General features: G+C 44.0%; 19 protein-coding genes. 16 read left to right on the top strand and 3 right to left on the bottom strand.

The window, feature by feature from the left end:
* Window positions 1-95: 95 nt before the first annotated feature.
* The 7 genes from trxB (at window position 96) to KHQ79_RS06705 (ending at window position 5729) form a co-directional block, all read left to right on the top strand.
* A complete protein-coding gene (gene trxB, locus KHQ79_RS06675; protein WP_003228139.1) occupies window positions 96-1046 on the top strand; it encodes a thioredoxin-disulfide reductase in 951 nt (316 codons plus the stop codon).
* Window positions 1047-1366: 320 nt separating this feature from the next.
* Window positions 1367-1843, top strand: coding sequence for an 8-oxo-dGTP diphosphatase (locus KHQ79_RS06680; protein WP_014481002.1), 477 nt, complete (start codon window positions 1367-1369; stop codon window positions 1841-1843).
* Window positions 1844-1866: 23 nt separating this feature from the next.
* Window positions 1867-2754 carry an RNase adapter RapZ gene (rapZ, locus tag KHQ79_RS06685; protein ID WP_003235371.1) on the top strand — a complete coding sequence of 296 codons (888 nt, stop codon included), beginning with the start codon at window positions 1867-1869 and terminating at the stop codon, window positions 2752-2754.
* A 1-nt stretch (window position 2755) separates the two neighbouring features.
* Window positions 2756-3709, top strand: coding sequence for a gluconeogenesis morphogenetic factor (mgfK, locus tag KHQ79_RS06690; RefSeq protein WP_032731799.1), 954 nt, complete (start codon window positions 2756-2758; stop codon window positions 3707-3709).
* 23 nt (window positions 3710-3732) lie between these two features.
* Window positions 3733-4683: a DNA-binding protein WhiA gene (whiA, locus tag KHQ79_RS06695; protein ID WP_225514514.1), complete on the top strand. Its 951-nt coding sequence runs from the start codon at window positions 3733-3735 to the stop codon at window positions 4681-4683.
* Between the two features lie 23 nt (window positions 4684-4706).
* Window positions 4707-4964: an HPr family phosphocarrier protein gene (locus KHQ79_RS06700; protein WP_003219835.1), complete on the top strand. Its 258-nt coding sequence runs from the start codon at window positions 4707-4709 to the stop codon at window positions 4962-4964.
* Entirely contained in the window at window positions 4965-5729 is a 765-nt protein-coding gene (locus tag KHQ79_RS06705; RefSeq protein ID WP_225514516.1) for an arylamine N-acetyltransferase family protein, read from the top strand.
* Window positions 5730-5764: 35 nt separating this feature from the next.
* Here KHQ79_RS06705 and KHQ79_RS06710 read toward each other — a convergent pair whose 3' ends face one another.
* Window positions 5765-5974 (bottom strand): hypothetical protein, encoded by a 210-nt coding sequence (locus KHQ79_RS06710; RefSeq protein WP_060399563.1) that lies wholly within the window; start codon window positions 5972-5974, stop codon window positions 5765-5767.
* 145 nt (window positions 5975-6119) lie between these two features.
* Here KHQ79_RS06710 and psdR point away from each other — a divergent pair, with 145 nt between their 5' ends.
* The 4 genes from psdR (at window position 6120) to psdB (ending at window position 10674) form a co-directional block, all read left to right on the top strand.
* On the top strand, window positions 6120-6833 hold the full coding sequence (psdR, locus tag KHQ79_RS06715; protein WP_003235360.1) for a two-component system response regulator PsdR: 714 nt from the start codon (window positions 6120-6122) through the stop codon (window positions 6831-6833).
* Window positions 6827-7897, top strand: coding sequence for a HAMP domain-containing histidine kinase (locus KHQ79_RS06720; RefSeq protein WP_225514518.1), 1071 nt, complete (start codon window positions 6827-6829; stop codon window positions 7895-7897). The genes psdR and KHQ79_RS06720 overlap by 7 nt, the downstream gene beginning before the upstream one ends.
* 82 nt (window positions 7898-7979) lie before the next feature.
* Window positions 7980-8759, top strand: coding sequence for a lantibiotic ABC transporter ATP-binding protein PsdA (gene psdA / locus KHQ79_RS06725; protein ID WP_225514520.1), 780 nt, complete (start codon window positions 7980-7982; stop codon window positions 8757-8759).
* Window positions 8734-10674 (top strand): lantibiotic ABC transporter permease PsdB, encoded by a 1941-nt coding sequence (gene psdB, locus KHQ79_RS06730; RefSeq protein ID WP_119914333.1) that lies wholly within the window; start codon window positions 8734-8736, stop codon window positions 10672-10674. Before psdA ends, psdB begins: the two co-directional genes overlap by 26 nt.
* Window positions 10675-10710: 36 nt before the next feature.
* Here the strand turns inward: psdB and KHQ79_RS06735 are convergent, their stop codons facing one another.
* The gene (locus tag KHQ79_RS06735; RefSeq protein WP_225514522.1) at window positions 10711-11688 is read right to left on the bottom strand and encodes a 2-hydroxyacid dehydrogenase; all 978 of its coding nucleotides are present in this window, start codon (window positions 11686-11688) and stop codon (window positions 10711-10713) included.
* A 393-nt stretch (window positions 11689-12081) separates the two neighbouring features.
* Here KHQ79_RS06735 and KHQ79_RS06740 point away from each other — a divergent pair, with 393 nt between their 5' ends.
* Together KHQ79_RS06740 and KHQ79_RS06745 are read left to right on the top strand one after the other, a co-directional pair.
* Window positions 12082-12675 (top strand): beta-class carbonic anhydrase, encoded by a 594-nt coding sequence (locus KHQ79_RS06740; protein ID WP_080010878.1) that lies wholly within the window; start codon window positions 12082-12084, stop codon window positions 12673-12675.
* An 18-nt stretch (window positions 12676-12693) separates the two neighbouring features.
* Window positions 12694-14295 (top strand): SulP family inorganic anion transporter, encoded by a 1602-nt coding sequence (locus tag KHQ79_RS06745; RefSeq protein ID WP_104010193.1) that lies wholly within the window; start codon window positions 12694-12696, stop codon window positions 14293-14295.
* A gap of 27 nt (window positions 14296-14322) precedes the next feature.
* Here the strand turns inward: KHQ79_RS06745 and KHQ79_RS06750 are convergent, their stop codons facing one another.
* Entirely contained in the window at window positions 14323-14643 is a 321-nt protein-coding gene (locus KHQ79_RS06750) for a MazG nucleotide pyrophosphohydrolase domain-containing protein (RefSeq protein ID WP_003219846.1), read from the bottom strand.
* Between the two features lie 117 nt (window positions 14644-14760).
* Here KHQ79_RS06750 and KHQ79_RS06755 point away from each other — a divergent pair, with 117 nt between their 5' ends.
* The 3 genes from KHQ79_RS06755 to KHQ79_RS06765 all read left to right on the top strand — a co-directional run bounded on the left by KHQ79_RS06755 (window position 14761) and on the right by KHQ79_RS06765 (window position 18417).
* On the top strand, window positions 14761-15336 hold the full coding sequence (locus KHQ79_RS06755) for an LOG family protein (protein WP_088112025.1): 576 nt from the start codon (window positions 14761-14763) through the stop codon (window positions 15334-15336).
* Between the two features lie 248 nt (window positions 15337-15584).
* A complete protein-coding gene (locus tag KHQ79_RS06760) occupies window positions 15585-16535 on the top strand; it encodes a LacI family DNA-binding transcriptional regulator (RefSeq protein ID WP_225514523.1) in 951 nt (316 codons plus the stop codon).
* A gap of 112 nt (window positions 16536-16647) precedes the next feature.
* Window positions 16648-18417, top strand: coding sequence for a glycoside hydrolase family 13 protein (locus KHQ79_RS06765; RefSeq protein WP_225514525.1), 1770 nt, complete (start codon window positions 16648-16650; stop codon window positions 18415-18417).
* Window positions 18418-18470 lie beyond the last annotated feature (53 nt).

Consider the following 18470-nt stretch of genomic DNA (forward strand, 5'->3'; position numbering starts at 1 on the left):
TTTTATAGGATATGGGTAAGGAATACGTTTGATGGGGATTCTTATCATATAAGAAAGAGCCCAAACTTGAAAAGATGGTTTAAGGAGTGAATAGTGTGTCAGAAGAAAAAATATATGACGTGATTATAATCGGCGCGGGTCCTGCTGGGATGACGGCCGCTGTATACACATCAAGAGCAAATTTATCGACATTAATGATTGAAAGAGGAATTCCCGGCGGGCAAATGGCCAATACGGAAGATGTAGAAAACTATCCTGGATTCGAAAGCATCCTCGGACCTGAGCTTTCCAACAAAATGTTCGAACACGCGAAAAAATTCGGCGCTGAATACGCTTATGGTGATATTAAAGAAGTCGTTGATGGCAAAGAGTACAAAGTGGTTAAAGCCGGTTCAAAAGAATATAAAGCACGCGCTGTGATCATTGCCGCGGGTGCGGAGTATAAAAAAATCGGCGTGCCTGGCGAAAAAGAATTGGGCGGCCGCGGTGTGTCTTATTGTGCGGTATGTGACGGCGCTTTCTTTAAAGGCAAAGAGCTTGTCGTTGTCGGCGGCGGAGATTCTGCTGTTGAAGAAGGCGTGTATCTGACACGTTTCGCTTCAAAAGTAACGATCGTTCACAGACGTGATAAACTCCGTGCGCAAAGCATTCTTCAAGCGAGAGCATTTGATAATGAAAAAGTTGACTTCCTATGGAATAAAACCGTGAAGGAAATTCATGAGGAAAACGGCAAAGTCGGTAACGTAACGCTTGTCGATACGGTAACCGGTGAAGAAAGTGAATTCAAAACAGACGGCGTATTCATTTACATCGGCATGCTTCCTCTGTCTAAACCGTTTGAAAATCTGGGCATTACGAATGAAGAAGGCTACATCGAAACAAACGACCGAATGGAAACAAAGGTTGAAGGTATTTTCGCTGCCGGAGACATTCGCGAAAAATCACTTCGTCAAATCGTAACGGCTACAGGAGACGGAAGTATTGCGGCACAAAGCGTACAGCATTATGTCGAAGAGCTCCAAGAAACGCTGAAAACCTTAAAATAAAAAGGGCTGTCATACGAGCTTCACATAACGTTACTGGGTTTTAATTCCGCTGTAACAGTTGTGTAATGCTTTTCGGTTATGATTAATAAAGTAATTGACCCCCTTTTTATAATGAATACACTTTTTTGGCACGGATTCTCCAGTTATCCGTGTCCTTTTTTTGTCCAAAAATAAAAGACGGATGCCTGTTACAGCAAAATCATCTGAACTCAGGGATGAATATGCTGTAAAATAGAAGAAAAGATTGTCAATGTCTCTTCATTGTGGGAGGCATCTTGAAGCGGTATAATAAAGAGACGATGACAGGACGAGAAGGTTAGGTGACGTACTTGCAAAGAGTGACAAATTGTGTGCTTCAGACGGATGACAAGGTTCTTTTGCTTCAAAAGCCGAGACGCGGCTGGTGGGTCGCGCCGGGAGGCAAGATGGAGAGCGGAGAATCAGTCAGAGACTCCGTCATCAGAGAGTACAGAGAAGAGACTGGTATCTATATCATAAATCCTCAGTTAAAAGGCGTTTTTACCTTTATTATTAAAGACGGTGACCACATTGTCTCTGAGTGGATGATGTTTACGTTTGTCGCTGATTCTTATACAGGACAAAATGTATCTGAATCAGAGGAGGGCAAGCTGCAGTGGCACGATGTCAATGATATTCAAAACCTGCCTATGGCCCCGGGAGACGGCCATATCCTTGATTTTATGATGAAGGGACAAGGGCTGCTGCACGGCACATTTACGTATACACCGGACTTTGAGCTGCTTAGTTATCGATTAGACCCGCAGCATATCAAATAGAAAGACAAGTCAGGGGGAGAAAGATGAGTGTTAGTGAATCACATGATATTCAGCTTGTCATTATAACCGGAATGTCGGGCGCGGGGAAAACTGTCGCCATTCAAAGCTTTGAAGATCTCGGCTATTTCTGCGTCGATAATCTTCCGCCATCATTGCTTCCTAAATTTTTAGAGCTGATGAAGGAATCAAATTCGAAAATGAGCAAGGTTGCGCTCGTTATGGATTTGCGTGGGCGTGAATTTTTTGACCGGCTGATCGAAGCGCTTGATGAAATGGCGGAAAATCCGTGGATAACACCGCGAATTTTATTCTTGGACGCGAAGGATTCCATTCTTGTCACGAGATATAAAGAAACGAGACGTTCGCACCCGCTGGCAGCGACTGGTCTGCCGCTTGAAGGCATCGCGCTGGAACGTGAGCTGCTTGAGGAATTAAAAGGCCGCTCTCAAATCATTTATGATACGTCGGACATGAAGCCGCGTGATTTACGCGAAAAAATCGTAAAGCACTTTGCGTCAAACCAAGGGGAGACATTTACCGTGAATGTCATGTCATTTGGTTTTAAATACGGTATCCCGATTGACGCAGATCTCGTCTTTGATGTCAGATTTTTGCCGAATCCTTATTATATCGAAAGCATGCGGCCGCTGACTGGCAAGGATGAAGAGGTATCCTCTTACGTCATGAAGTGGAATGAAACGCAAAAGTTCAATGAAAAATTAATCGATCTGCTGAGCTTTATGCTTCCATCTTACAAAAGAGAAGGAAAAAGCCAGGTCGTTATTGCAATTGGCTGCACAGGGGGCCAGCACCGCTCTGTGACACTTGCCGAAAATTTAGCTGATTATTTCAAAAAGGATTACTATACTCATGTTACTCACCGGGACATTGAAAAGAGAAGCCGGAAATAAGATGGGACAAAAGCCGAAAATCGCAATCTTTGGCGGCGGTACGGGTCTTTCTGTATTGCTTCGGGGCTTAAAGCATAAACCTGTTGACATTACGGCCATTGTGACAGTTGCCGATGATGGGGGAAGCTCTGGCCGTCTGCGGGATGAATTGCAAATTCCGCCTCCCGGAGACATCAGAAATGTGCTTGCCGCTTTATCCGATGTGGAGCCGCTTGTTGAAGATCTCTTTCAGCACCGCTTCAATAAGGGGAATGATTTAACAGGCCATTCTCTCGGCAATTTGATTTTGGCAGCGATGACAAATATAACCGGTGATTTTTTTCACGCTGTCACAGAAATGAGCAAGGTGCTGAATGTAAGAGGAAAGGTTTTGCCAGCTGCCAATGCCAGTGTCGTTCTGCATGCTGAGATGGAAGACGGCCGCGTGGTCTCAGGCGAGTCCACGATTCCGGCGTACGGGCAGCGCATTAAGCGTGTTTTTCTCACGCCTGAACATATTGATCCGCTGCCGGAAACGATAGACGTGATTAGGGAAGCGGATTTGATTATTATCGGCCCGGGAAGCCTCTATACAAGCATTCTTCCCAATTTGCTCGTCCCAAAGATTGGGGAAGAAGTGGTGAAGGCGACGGCGAAAAAAGTATACATTTGCAATGTGATGACTCAGCCCGGCGAAACGCTCCATTACACCGCTGCTGATCATGTGAAAGCGCTCAATCAGCATATGGGCTGCGGTTTTATTGATACGATATTAGTGAACAGCGAAGACATTCCTGACGAAATAAAACGTAAGTACGAAATGGAATCGGCGCGTCCTGTAGATTTTGATATCGAAGAGCTGAAAGCGATGGGGCTTGAAGTCATCAGAGATCAAATCGTAACGTATAAAAATGACGTAATTCGTCACGATACACATAAAGTGGCCTCTCTTCTTGTTGATTTATTGAAAGAATGAAGCCTTGAAATGAGGTGGCTAATATGTCATTTGCATCAGAAACAAAAAAAGAATTAACGAATCTGGAAGTGAAAGACTGCTGCATTAAGGCGGAGCTGTCTGCACTTATCCGGATGAATGGAGCTTTATCATTTACAAACCGCCATCTCGTACTTGATGTTCAAACCGAAAATGCGGCGATTGCCCGCCGCATTTATACATTGCTGAAAAAACAATATGATGTGTCGGTTGAGCTGCTGGTGAGAAAGAAAATGCGGCTGAAAAAGAACAACGTCTATATTGTGCGGTTTTCAGAAAATGCAAAAGCGATCTTAGAGGATTTAAAAATACTCGGGGAGAATTTTGTGTTTGAACGAAGTATTTCGGAAGAGCTGGTCAAAAAGAGATGCTGCAAGCGTTCTTATATGAGAGGGGCATTTTTGGCAGGAGGTTCGGTCAATAACCCGGAAACCTCCTCGTATCATTTAGAAATCTTCTCTCTTTATAAGGAGCATAACGATTCATTATGCGACCTGTTAAATGAGTTTCAGCTAAACAGCAAAACGCTCGAACGGAAAAAAGGCTATATCACCTATTTAAAAGAGGCGGAAAAGATTACTGAGTTTCTGAACGTGATCGGCGCCCACAATTCGCTTCTGCGATTTGAGGATGTCAGAATCGTCAGGGATATGAGAAATTCAGTCAACCGCCTCGTTAATTGTGAAACAGCCAACTTAAACAAAACGATCGGCGCTTCGCTCAGACAAGTGGAAAATATTAAATACATCGATGAAAGAATCGGCCTGGATGCGCTTCCTGAAAAACTTCGGGAAATCGCGCAGCTGCGGATTAATTATCAGGAAGTGACGCTGAAAGAGCTAGGGGAAATGGTAGCAAGCGGGAAAATCAGCAAATCAGGAATCAACCACAGGCTGAGAAAACTTGACGAAATCGCAGAACAGCTGCGGACAGGGCAAACCGTCACTTTAAAATAACCGTAAAGAAAAGGGGAGATCTTATGGTTCAACAGAAAGTGGAAGTTCGATTAAAGACAGGACTGCAGGCGCGTCCTGCTGCTTTGTTTGTACAAGAAGCAAACCGGTTTACGTCAGATGTGTTTCTTGAGAAGGATGGGAAAAAAGTAAACGCGAAAAGCATCATGGGTCTGATGAGCCTTGCGGTAAGCACTGGCACTGAGGTTACCTTGATTGCCCAGGGGGAAGACGAACAAGAAGCGCTGGAAAAGCTGGCTGCTTATGTTCAAGAAGAAGTTTAGGTGATAATGATGAATGATTTTCTAAAAGAGTGCTTTGAGAAAATCGGCTGGGAGAAAGACCATGTCAGCTTCGGCGATCTCCCCCTTTTTCTCGAAGCAATGGCATACCGTTTTCCATTTGAAAACCGTGCTGTACTCGCAAAAGAGAATTATAACATAACAAAAGAAGAGCTATGGCGCCGCCTGGTCAAAGAACAGTACGGCGGCCTGTGCTACGATTTAAATGGTTTTCTTTATTTTGTCTTGCGTGAGGCCGGATTTCATGTGAAGCTCATTCGGGGAACGGTTTATGCAGGACAACAAGAAGAATGGGCATTAGAAGGAACGCATGCTGCTGTATTGCTGTCTGCGGAAAAAGGCGATTATATCGTTGATATTGGATTTGGCATCAACCTGGCGCTCCAGCCGTTACCGCTTTCCGGAGAAACGGTACAATCACCTGTCGGGTCATTCCGAATCAAAGAGGAAGAGACAGAAAAGGGCAGCCATGTTCTGTTGATGGACAAAGGGGAAGGCTGGCAAATCGGTTACGCCTTTACCCTTGAAGAGAGCGATCCCGGTGATTTAGATGACATGAAGGACATGATTCATTCTCATGAAAAATCTCCTTTTAACAAATCACTTCTTGCCTCAAAACTGACACCGAACGGGCGGATGGTCATGTCAGACCGCCATTTTACGATTCATGAAAACGGCGGTGAGGCTCAAAAACGTGACATCGGCCCTTCAGAGTTTGAAGAGAAATTAAATACTTATTTTTTGTAATGTGAAAAGCTTGCAGACATACTGCAAGCTTTTTCTTATGAACAAGTATTGATTACTGTATCAAATGCATCTTCTGGGATATACAGTTTTCCCTTTTCATATTGATAAGGAATGTGATTCTCTTTAAAGCACTCTTTGGTGTATTCAGTTAGTGAATCCCCAATTTCTATGTATTTCCCGGTATAGTTCGGCTGACATGCTGAAAGAATTGACGTAGTTGTTAGAAGCAGCATGATTTTCTTCATCGCGACACCTGCTTTTTATGAAATTTTTCCCTTTTATATTCTATCATAACGAATAGAAAAAGACCGATGTACGATTCTCTACATGCTATAATGAATTTTGGAATCTTCTAGAAAAATCATCGTGCAGAATATAAGGGGGATAAACGTGTATCGGATTTTGCTTGTGGAAGATGATGACCGGATTGCTTCTTTGCTGGGCGGTCATCTTCAAAAATACGGATATGAAGTGAAAATTGCTGAACAGCTGAATGATATAAAATTGGAATTTGCAGAAATGAAGCCGGATCTTGTGCTGCTTGATATCAACCTGCCTTTTTTTGACGGGTTTTATTGGTGCAGGCAAATCCGTACCATTTCCAATGCGCCGATTATCTTTATATCAGCACGGACTGATGAGCTGAATCAGGTGATGGCGATTGAAAATGGCGGCGATGATTATATCACGAAGCCATTCCATTTAGAGGTAGTGATGGCCAAAATCAAAAGCGTCCTGCGTCGCACATATGGTGAATACTCGCCCTCTTTGTCACAGGAATCAAGAATAGTGGAGCTTTGCGGGCTCACGATTTATCCGGATCAGAACGAGGCAGAGTGGAACAGCACCCGCATTTTGTTTTCACAAAAAGAATTTCAGCTCCTATCGATTTTTGTGAGGGAGCATAAAAAAATCGTCTCCCGTGATGAACTATTGGAGGCATTATGGGATGACATTGATTTTGTTGATGATAATACGTTAACGGTCAATGTCAATCGGCTGCGGAGAAAACTGGAGAATGCCGGACTGAAAGATTGCATTTCAACGATAAGAGGACAAGGCTATCAATTTCAAGTCAATCGGAAGGATGAACCGGAGTGTTAAAGACTTATCTCATCGACCGCTTAGCCATTATTCTATTTTCATTATTAGGGATAGGGACCGCCATGTTGATTGCGTATTTAAGCATCATAGAGAGCGGCGCAGAACCTCCCGCCGAAAATATGATGTACATATGGATTTTGCCTGGTGCTCTTTTAGCTGCCGGTTTTGCTGCTGATTACATCCGGCAATTTTCCTTTCTCACATATATTAAAAAGCTTGCAGAACAAGCCTCTTCTTCGAATGACATTGGACCGTCTTTGAAAGCCCGAAAGCCAAGAACACGAGAGCAAGCTCTTTGGACGAAAATGATCAACGCACTCGGGCAGCAATACGAAGGCAGGCTCTTACAATATATGAATCAGCAAAAACAGCATTATACCTTCACCAATCAATGGGTCCACCATATGAAAACACCGGTATCTGTTATTTCCTTAATGATTCAGGAAGGAAAAAACGGAACCGCTTCTTCTTTTCCGACGTTTTTAGAGGAGCTGGAGGATGAAAATGAGAGATTTCGCCATGGTCTTGATATGATGCTGCAAACGGCACGGCTGGAGGAATTTGCGTTTGATGTAAGACCGCAAACCTTTGATTTGACCGAGCTCGTCCGTTCACTTATTAATCAGGAAAAACGGCAGTTTATCAAACGGCGCCTTTTTCCAAAGCTACATGTGCCGTCAAACGCCGTTCAGATTTCCAGTGATCAAAAGTGGCTTTCCTTTGTGGTTGAGCAGCTTCTTTTCAACGCCTTGAAATATTCAAAGCAAGGTGTGGGCGACCATATTACAATCCGGATTGAAACAGAGGGACATGAGACGCGCCTGTCGGTTGCTGATGAAGGCATCGGCATACCGCCGCAGGATCTGCCGCGGATTTATGACGCGTTTTTTACCGGGGAAAACGGACGAAGTATGACAGAGGCAACGGGAATGGGTCTTTATTTAGCAAAACAGGTGTGCAGCCGGCTTGGCCATAAGCTTTATGCGGAATCAAAAGAAGGGGCTGGCACTGTGATGACCATCGTGTTTTCAAGTGACACCCTAGTGAATGTGACAGCATTGTAAGGTTGGAGAGCAGATTTGAAAGAAAGTTCGATGGGAGGCTGCTGACTTCCTTTTTATAATAAAGAAAAAGGAGGAGCAGAACATGAACGTGTTACAAACAACGAACCTGTCAAAAACGTACTATTCAAATAAAGGAACGATATCATACCAAGCGCTCAGCGACTTTGATCTCAGTGTGGCGAAAGGAGAATTTGTCGGGATTATGGGGCCGTCGGGAAGCGGAAAAACCACGCTCCTGAATTTGCTGGCCACCATTGATAAGCCGACTCAGGGCGAGATGATGATCAACGGCATTCAGCCGAAAACGTTAAAGGATCAAGACCTGGCTCTGTTTCGCAGAAGAGAACTCGGTTTCGTCTTTCAGGATTTTAATCTGCTTGATACGCTGACGATTCGGGAAAATATTCTGCTGCCGCTCGCATTGGATAAGGTAAAGCTGAGAGAAATGGAGGCCCGTCTGGATGAACTGGCCGATGCGCTTCAAATCAAGCATATTCTCGACCACAGGACATACGAGGTGTCGGGCGGACAGCAGCAGCGCGCGGCCTGTGCCAGAGCGATTATTCACAATCCGGCGCTCATTCTTGCCGATGAACCGACAGGAAACCTTGATTCAAAATCGGCTAAACAAGTAATGAACACGCTGGCTCAGCTGAATGAAGAAAAGGAAGCGACCATTTTATTGGTCACGCATGATGCCACAGCGGCAAGCTTCTGTAAACGGATTGTTTTTATTAAAGATGGCCGTTTCTTTTCAGAGATTCATAGAGGGACAAACCGGCAGGTGTTTTATCAAAGTATATTGGATACCTTGAGTGTGTTGGGAGGCGATTTTCATGAATTTGAGAACCATCGCCCGTAAAAACATTCTTGGAAATCTGCAAAGATATGTCGCCTACTTTTTAAGCTGTGTGTTTGCCGTTTCGGTGTTTTTTGTCTTCACATCTTTTATTTTTCACCCTGATGTCAATGAAGACAATATATATGGCGGAAGCCTTGTCAAAACGTGCTTGAGCGCAGCTCTTGTCGTTATCATTGTGTTTTGTGTATTTTTCATCTCATATTCGAATTCAGCGTTTTTGCAGGCGAGAAAGAAAGAGTTTGGGCTGCTGACGCTGTTCGGAACATCAAAGCAGCAGCTTCGCAAAATGATTTATTATGAGCAGTCCCTCATTTCTCTTGCGGCGATTGCGGCCGGCATTGGAGCAGGGCTGTTATTTTCAAAACTGTTTTTTATGATTATGACATGGATGCTCAGCGTGAAAGTGCCGATTTCGTTTGCCATTGTGCCGAAAGCGTTTGTGATGACTGTTGCAGGCTTTCTCATCCTGTTTCAGACGCTGCTCATTTTATCGCTGGGTCGGATTCGCAAGCTGGAAATCATTGAGCTGATTAAATCGGCCCGAAAGCCGAAAAGCTTGCCGGCTTATTCAAAGTGGCTCACTGTGCTGTCCTTGCTGTGTCTGGCTGGCGGTTATTATCTGTCTGCCACGGCGAATGCGATTGATATGGTATTTCGTGTCTTTCCGATTTTAATTTTAGTGTTAATCGGGACGTATTTCTTTTTTACACAAAGCAGTGTGGCGTTTTTCCGCATGCTGTACAGAAAGAAACACAGCTTTTATAAAGGAACGAATATCATTGTCCGTTCCAACATGATCTTCCGGCTAAAGGATCATGCCCGAATGCTGTTTTTAACTTCTGTCATTACGGCGGTCATTTTAACCGCTACAGGTGTTATCTATATGTTTTATGCTGATTTAGAAAGACAAGAGGAGCAAAGCATTCCCCAATCTGTTGCCTGGGTAGAAAAAGACGCTTCCAGCTTTCAGGTCATGAAGCCTGAGACGGCTGAGAATACATTGAAAAAAGCTGATGCTGACATCAAGTATAAGGTAAATGCCACAGGAATTCCTGTCACTTTTCAATCAGACTCGCCATATGGGAACAGGAAAGCGGAAGCGGAGGCCTTGCTGATTTCAGAGAAAATCTATAATCAAGTCGCAAAGGAAAAAGGTTTCCCTGTTATTCATTTACAAGAAAATGAAGCGTTTATCAATGTTCCTTTTCAAATGATGGTGAAAGATACATTTGGAGAAGGGGAAACAGCAGCATTTCATATGAAGTCAGGAAAAACACTTTCCTACGTCATGAAAAAGCAGCAGAACAAAGGGATATTGATGTCAGTCGAGGGAGTCAGCCGTTTATTGGTTGTCAGTGAAAAGAGCTTTGACAGCCTGACACATGATGTGCCGCTGAAGGAACAGATGAGAGTGGTAGGTTATGAGCTTGAGCATTGGCAGGAGGCGGTGGATGTCTCTGAAAAGCTTGAAAACATGGTGCCGAAAGAACATACATCTGATTTTCAAACGCGTGCTCCCAGTTATCAAATTGTGAAGCAGGGAGTCGCATTAATGCTGTTTATCGGTCTGTTTGTCAGCGTGCTGTTTTTTATCGTGCAAGGAAGTATGCTGTATTTGCGGATGTTTACTGAAATAGAAGATACGAGAGTGCAAGTTTTAGCATTAAAGAGAATGGGGATTACGGACAAAGAGATTCACTCCATCCTTGGAAAACAAATTGGATTTTTGTTCTTCATCCCATTTATCGCGGGCACCATTCACGCCGGCTTTGCGTATGCGGCGTTAAGTAATATGCTGAATTCCAATTTATTTCTTGAGGCCGTGATTGTCATCTTCATTTATTTTGTGTTCCAGGCTGTTTATTATATCGTGACTCGTCATATTTATAAGCGCGCTGTTCTCCAGCATATGTAATATGAAATCCGGTCTGGATCAGACCGGATTTTTGATTTATTGAAATTCTCTTGTCAGATTTTTCGGTGTATTCCCTTGGATGGCCGAGACCATGTTTTCGGCAGCCTGTTTACACATATTGAAGCGTACTTTCGCTGTTGCTGAGCCGATATGCGGCAGTAAAGTCACATTATCTAGCTTCAAAAGGGGATTGTCTTTTGCGACAGGTTCTTCCTCGTACACGTCTAAGCCGGCTCCCCTAATCCAGCCTTCCTGAAGGGCGCGAATCAGTGCTTTTTCATCAACCGTCTTTCCCCGGGAAATATTGACGAAAATTGCTGAATCCTTCATCTTCTTAAATTCGCGTTCCCCTATCATGTGATATGTTTCATCAGTCAGCGGTGTGATGAGCAGAATAAAATCAGATTGTTCGAGCAATGTATCAAGCTCAGCGTACTTGACGCCGATGCTGTCTTCAATTTCTTGTTTGCGATGGCGGTTATGATAAAGCACGTCCATATCGAAGCCGAATTTGGCGCGTCTTGCTGCTTGTTCTCCGATTCTGCCCATGCCGATAATGCCTAACGTCTGATGATGAACATCAATGCCGAAAAGCGCTTCCTCTTCAACGGTTCCCCATTTTCCGGCTCTGACGAAACGGTCCAGTTCGGCAACACGTCTGGCGGAAGATAGAATCAGAGAAAAGGCCAGATCCGCAACTGTGTCATCCAGTGTATAAGGTGTATGAGTGCCGACGACACTTCTTTCTTTCATGGCTTCTATGTCGAAGTTATCATACCCAACGGATTGATTGCTGACCACTTTGAGCTTAGGCGCATGTTCAAGCAGTTCACGATTGATTGACGGTCCGGATGTTCCTGAAGTTAAAAGCCCTTCAGCATCTTTTAATTTTTCAAAAAGCACGTCATTCGGAAGCGTATCCTCCTGCCATATTTCATAACGGCAATGTTCACCGATGAATGCTTCTATCTCTTCAGGAATCGGTTTTGTGATAAATACAAATGGTTTCAACAAGGCTCCCCCTTTATGGCTGTTGTCTCTTTCATTATATCGGAAATAAATAGATGTTAAAAATATAGCTACGTTCATTTGAATTTCTGGTTCTTTTGAACTTAAAATGGATATAAAAATTGAACGAGCAGCTAAAATCGCTTAAAAAAGTTTTTTAATTATCTGAATTCACCTATATTTTTTGTCAGACAAATCATCAATATGCGAGCTGCATCCAGATTATAGGATTCATTAAATATAAATTTTATTATCTTTGAAAGATATAAATTTTTATGTTTTGATTCTACAGTCCAATTATAGTGTCTTTTTTTGAAAGCCTTTTCGCAGCGTATTCCTATGCTATAATTCCTTACTGTAAGCTGGGTAAGAAGGCTTGCAAAATCATATGGATGGGAGATGAATCAAATGGTTTCTTTAACATCAATTTTGGAACACAATCAGCGGTTTGTCAGAGAGAAGAAGTATGAACCGTACAAAACGACAAAATTTCCTTCAAAAAAGCTCGTCATTGTCACCTGTATGGATACAAGGCTCACAGAACTTCTTCCGCAAGCAATGGGACTTAAAAACGGTGATGCTAAAATTGTAAAAAACGCGGGAGCCATCGTTTCTCACCCATTTGGAAGCGTGATGCGAAGCATACTGGTTGCGATTTATGAATTGCAGGCTGAAGAGGTGTGCATTGTCGGCCACCATGAATGCGGGATGTCAGGACTGAATGCGTCTTCGATTCTCGAGAAAGCGAAGGAACGCGGGGTGGAAGAAAGCTGCCTGAATTTGCTGTCGAGCGCCGGACTTGATTTGAAATCATGGCTGACCGGTTTTCACAGCGTAGAAGAAAGCGTTTCCCATAGTGTGAACATGATCAAGAACCATCCGTTGCTGCCGAAAAAGGTTCCGGTTCACGGGCTTGTCATTCATCCTGAAACAGGAAAACTTGATGTCGTCATTAACGGTTATGAAACTGAGCTCATAAACACACATTTATAAGGGAGGTTATAACAAAATATGCGATTCTCAGGGAGATTCAAGGGATACAATTTGCAGAAATTTCAGAAAGACCTGATTGCAGGTATCGTAGTAGGTGTCGTGGCAATTCCTTTAGGGATGGCATTTGCCATTGCCTCGGGAGTCGAGCCTGAATACGGGCTGTACACTGTTGTTGTGGCAGGGATTTGTATTTCCTTGTTTGGGGGATCCAAATATCAAATTGGCGGTCCGACAGGCGCCTTTGTCCCGATTCTATTCGGCATTGTGATGCAGTACGGCTTGGAGAACCTGCTGATTGCAGGGTTTATGGCAGGAGTGATGCTGGTGCTGTTCGGGCTGTTTAAGCTCGGAAAAATCATGAAATTCGTGCCGAAGCCCGTTATCGTCGGTTTTACAGCCGGAATTGCCGTGCTCATCTTCACGGAGCAAATCGCTAATTTTCTCGGTTTGAGAAATGTTGAAAAACACGAGAATTTTCATCACAACATGTTTGAAATTGCACAGAAGCTCGGCACCTTTAATATGTATGCCATTTTGACAGCAGTGATCGGGCTCGTCATTTTGCTTGTATCCGCCAAAGTGATGCCTAAAGTACCGGGTGCTTTATTGGCTCTTCTGATTTCCACACTGGTCGCGGTTGTATTTTTCCCTGACCGCATGGCAACGATCGGGTCAACATATGGAGAAATTCCCCGCCATTTGCCGGAATTTCAGTTCCCGGAGCTTACACTGGATAAAATGGTTATGCTGTTTCCGGCAGCGCTTGTCATCGCGCTTCTTGGCGGCCTTGAGTCGATTTTGTCCGCAATGGTCGCGGATAACATGAAGGGCTCAAAGCATGACAGCAACAAGGAGCTTGTCGGCCAGGGAATTGCGAATATGGCTGCGCCGCTGTTCGGCGGAATCCCGGCAACAGGAGCGATCGCCAGAACGGCAACCAATATTAAAAACGGAGCGGTTTCACCTGTTTCCGGCGTCGTTCACGGTGTAGTCGTTCTGCTTGTCCTGCTCGTATTCGCGCCTTATGCATCCCATGTGCCGCTTGCCAGTATGGCGCCGATTCTCATGGTTGTCGCATGGAATATGAGTGAGCGGAAGGAAGTCGCAAACATGTTGAGACTGAAAAACGCTGATTCCTTTATTTTGGCGGCGACCTTTGTTCTTACGGTTCTGTTTGATCTCATCGTCGGTGTGGCAACCGGCTTGCTGCTCGCATTTGTCTTCTTCATCAGAAGAATGAGCGAAGCAACCCGCATCCACAATCAGGAATCGCACCCTGTTCTGGCGAAGGCGGCAAAGAGAGAAGATCCATCTGTCAGCATGTATGCGATAGAAGGGCCGCTGTTTTTCGGATCAATTGATTCGCTTGAATCTTCACTGCTGGAGCATGTACAGAAAAAGCCGAAGACCCTTATCCTGCTCATGAATAAGGTGCACTACATGGATACGTCGGCTGAAGCAGTGCTTGGGAACGTTATGAACAGAATTAAACGCCACAATGGAAAGCTGATGATTGTAGGACTGCAATCGCAGCCGAAGGAGCTGCTGCATAAAACAGGCCTATTTCACAAAATAGGGAAGCAGCATTTCTTTGATCATCATGATGAAATCACAGGTTAAAAAAAGCGGCCAATGCGGCCGCTTTTTTTATGCATGCTCAAATCGTTTTGTCAGTTTTTCTTGGTGGGCCTTCATCACGTCTTCTAAGGAGACACCGTACATATCAGCAAGAATGGCGATATTTCCAATGACATCTCCCATTTCTTCAATCAATTCTTGTTTTTGCTCAGCTCGTGTCGATTCCTTCTCATCCGGCCGGTCTCTGCCGATCTCATATGCCCTGACAGCCCGGGCCAGTTCTCCGGCTTCCTCCATTAAAAAGCCGACTCGAATAAACGGTCCGTATTCTGTCCAGCCTCTTTTTTCGTAAAACTCCTTCATCCATTTTTCTGCATCAGCCAGCTGCAACATCATCACTCCTGCATTCTTTATGTATTTCATATTGATATTATCACATGAAGGTGGGACAATATATAGTGTGTTTTTTGAATATTTAACACGATATATAGATGCGGAGATGACAAGATGAAAACAATTTGTGTATTTGCGGGGTCAAACCCGGGGGGGAATGAAGCGTATAAAAGAAAAGCGGCAGAGCTTGGCGCGTACATGGCTGAGCAGGGAATCGGCCTTGTCTATGGAGGCTCCCGTGTAGGCTTGATGGGAGCCATTGCTGACGCGATTATGGAAAACGGCGGAACTGCAATCGGGGTCATGCCGAGCGGTTTGTTCAGCGGGGAGGTTGTCCATCAAAATCTGACTGAGCTGATTGAAGTAAACGGGATGCATGAACGAAAGGCTAAAATGAGCGAGCTGGCAGATGGTTTTATCGCTATGCCGGGCGGCTTCGGTACATATGAAGAATTATTTGAAGTGCTTTGCTGGGCGCAGATCGGCATCCACCAAAAGCCGATCGGACTGTACAATGTGAACGGATATTTTGAACCGATGATGAAAATGATCAAATACAGCATTCAAGAAGGGTTTTCTAACGACTCACACCTAAAACTGATCCACAGTTCTTCACGCCCTGATGAGTTAATTGAGCAAATGCAGAACTACTCTTATCCGATTTTAGAGAAAAAGTGGACGGAAATCTAAAGAGTTCCTTCCTCATGGAAGGGGGGTAGTGAGTGAGCAGCCTATCGTATTTGGTCTGAGGGCCCTCCAACAGCCGTTGATACGTATTTCGGGTAGAGAATCGACTAAAAATCGAGTTTTTTGACAATGTGAGATTTCCTAGAAGGAAATCTCTTTTTTAATTTCTTTTTGCTGCATCGTATAATCAGTTGTAATAAAGGACTTTTTCACTAGTTTGGATAATAAGCACAGGTAAGGAGGGGATGAAAATGGCAACATTGTCAGATGTGGCGAAAAAGGCAAATGTTTCGAAAATGACGGTATCACGAGTGATTAATCATCCTGAGACGGTGACAGATGAATTGAAAAAGCTTGTTCATTCTGCGATGAAAGAGCTGAATTACATCCCTAATTATGCGGCAAGAGCGCTTGTGCAAAACAGAACACAGGTTGTCAAACTGTTGATTCTTGAGGAAATGGATACGACAGAACCATATTACATGAACCTGCTGACCGGAATCAGCCGGGAGCTGGATCGCAATCATTATGCTCTGCAGCTTGTGACAAGAAACTCTCTCAATATTGGCCAATGCGACGGCATTATTGCTACCGGCTTGAGAAAGACCGATTTTGAAGGTGTGATCAAAGCCTTTGAAAAGCCGCTGGTCGTATTTGGGGAAAATGAAATGGGCTATGACTTTATTGATGTGAATAACGAGAAAGGCACTTTTATGGCAACCCGCCACGTTATAGGACTGGGGGAGCGGGAAGTTGTCTTTTTTGGCATTGATTTAGATGAGCCTTTTGAACGTTCCAGAGAACAGGGGTATATTCGGGCGATGAATGAAAGCTTTAGAAAAACGAATATTTTCCGGATCGACAATAGTTCTAAAAAAAGTGAATGCCTTGCAAAAGAAGTGCTGAAATCCCTGGACAATCAGGCCGCATTTGTCTGTGCATCCGATCGAATCGCGCTCGGCGTCATTCGTGCAGTGCAATCGCTTGGGAAACGAATTCCGGAAGACGTTGCGGTGACCGGGAATGACGGCGTTTTTCTTGACCGTATCTCCTCGCCTCGGCTGACTACGGTCAGACAGCCTGTTATTGAAATGGGGGAAGCCTGTGCGAGGATGCTTTTGAAAAAAATGAATGAAGATGGTGCTGCCCAAGGAAATCTATTTTTTGAGCCGGAGTTAATTGTACGTGAATCAACTCTGTAAGAGCCTTATTCTGTTATCGGTAACAAGGTAAAAAGGATTGTTCCTGCTATTTCATCATGATACTTTCAAACTAAGAGCCGGCCTAAATAAAACGGAAATCAAAGGGGGAGACATGATGGAATATGCAGCGATTCATCATCAGCCGTTCAGTTCTGATGCTTATTCTTATGACGGGCGGACAGTGCATATCAAGATTCGGACGAAAAAAGGTGATGCAAATCAGATTTCATTAATTTGGGGTGATCCCTATGAGTACAACGTCGGCAGGTGGTCGGCAAACGAGCTGCCGATGAGGAAAATTGCCGCAACAGAAATGCATGATTATTGGTTTGCTGAAGTGGTGCCGCCATTTAGGCGTTTGCAATATGCGTTTGTTGTAACAGACCATCAGGAAGACATCTTTTTCGGAAGTTCAGGTGTATGCCCTTATAACGAAAAAACGCTGGAGACGATCCATTTTTATTTTAAACTTCCATTTGTTCACGAGGCCGATACATTCCAAGCGCCTGAGTGGGTCAAATCAACGGTTTGGTATCAAATTTTTCCGGAGCGTTTTGCTAATGGAAGAGAAGACTTATCGCCGGAGAATGTATTGCCGTGGGGGAGCAAGGATCCGGACGTCAATGATTTTTTTGGAGGAGATTTGCAAGGAATTGTTGACAAGCTTGATTATTTAGAGGATTTAGGGGTGAACGGAATTTATGTAACTCCGATCTTTTCCGCGCCTTCTAATCATAAATACGACACGCTGGACTACTATTCCATTGATCCGCATTTTGGAGATCCGGAGCTTTTTCGCACATTGGTCAGCCAGCTTCATCAGCGGGGGATGAGAATTATGCTTGATGCTGTTTTTAATCATATAGGCAGCGCTTCTCCGCAGTGGCAGGATGTTGTGAAAAACGGAGCTCAATCCCGCTATAAAGATTGGTTCCATATTCACTCTTTTCCTGTCAAAGAAGGCAATTATGATAGGTTTGCGTTTACACCTGATATGCCGAAGCTAAATACGGCTAATCCCGAAGTACAGAGATATTTGCTTGATATTGCTTTGTACTGGATTCGCGAATTTGACATTGACGGCTGGCGTTTGGATGTGGCCAATGAAGTGGATCACGCTTTTTGGAAGACATTCAGGCAAGCCGTATCAGCTGAAAAGCCTGACCTTTATATTTTAGGAGAGATCTGGCATTCTGCCGAACCTTGGCTTAGAGGAGATGAATTTCATGCGGTGATGAATTATCCTTTTACAGAGCCTATGATTGAATATTTTGCTGACCGGGCGATTCCAGCCTCGCGTATGGCCCACCGTGTAAATGCACATTTGATGAATGGGATGAAGCAGGTCAATGAGGTGATGTTTAATTTACTGGATAGCCATGATACAAAACGCCTTTTGACCAGATGCCGCAATGACGAGAAAAAAGCACGCGCTTTGCTGGCCTTTATGTTTGCCCAGACAGGTTCACCATGCATCTATTACGGAACAGAAATCGGGCTGGACGGCGAAAATGATCCTTTATGCCGGAAATGTATGGTTTGGGAAAAAGAAAAGCAAAATCAAGAAATGCTTCTATTTATGAAGCGGTTAATTGCTTTACGCAAACAGGAAAACACTTTATTGACTGAGGGAAATCTTGAGTGGAATCTGCTGGATGACCAAAACAACTTTATTAGTTTTTCACGGACTCTCGATGAAAAAAAACTGACTTATTTCTTTAATCAGGGAGACGCGGCTCAACTTGTCAGTTTACGGGATTTGAATATTGAAAGGAATAAGAAAATCTACGATGTATGGACAGAGCAGCAGCTCCATCATAGCGATGTGATTGCCGTTCAGCCGGGAGAATTTTTTATTTTGGGTGCTGCCGCCCCTGTTTAAATTCTGTTATCGGTAACAAATCAAAAGATGTTGTAACCGCTTTCTGTAGACCC

Source organism: Bacillus sp. TSO22 (genome assembly GCF_020223595.1).
GTDB lineage: Bacteria > Bacillota > Bacilli > Bacillales > Bacillaceae > Bacillus > Bacillus inaquosorum.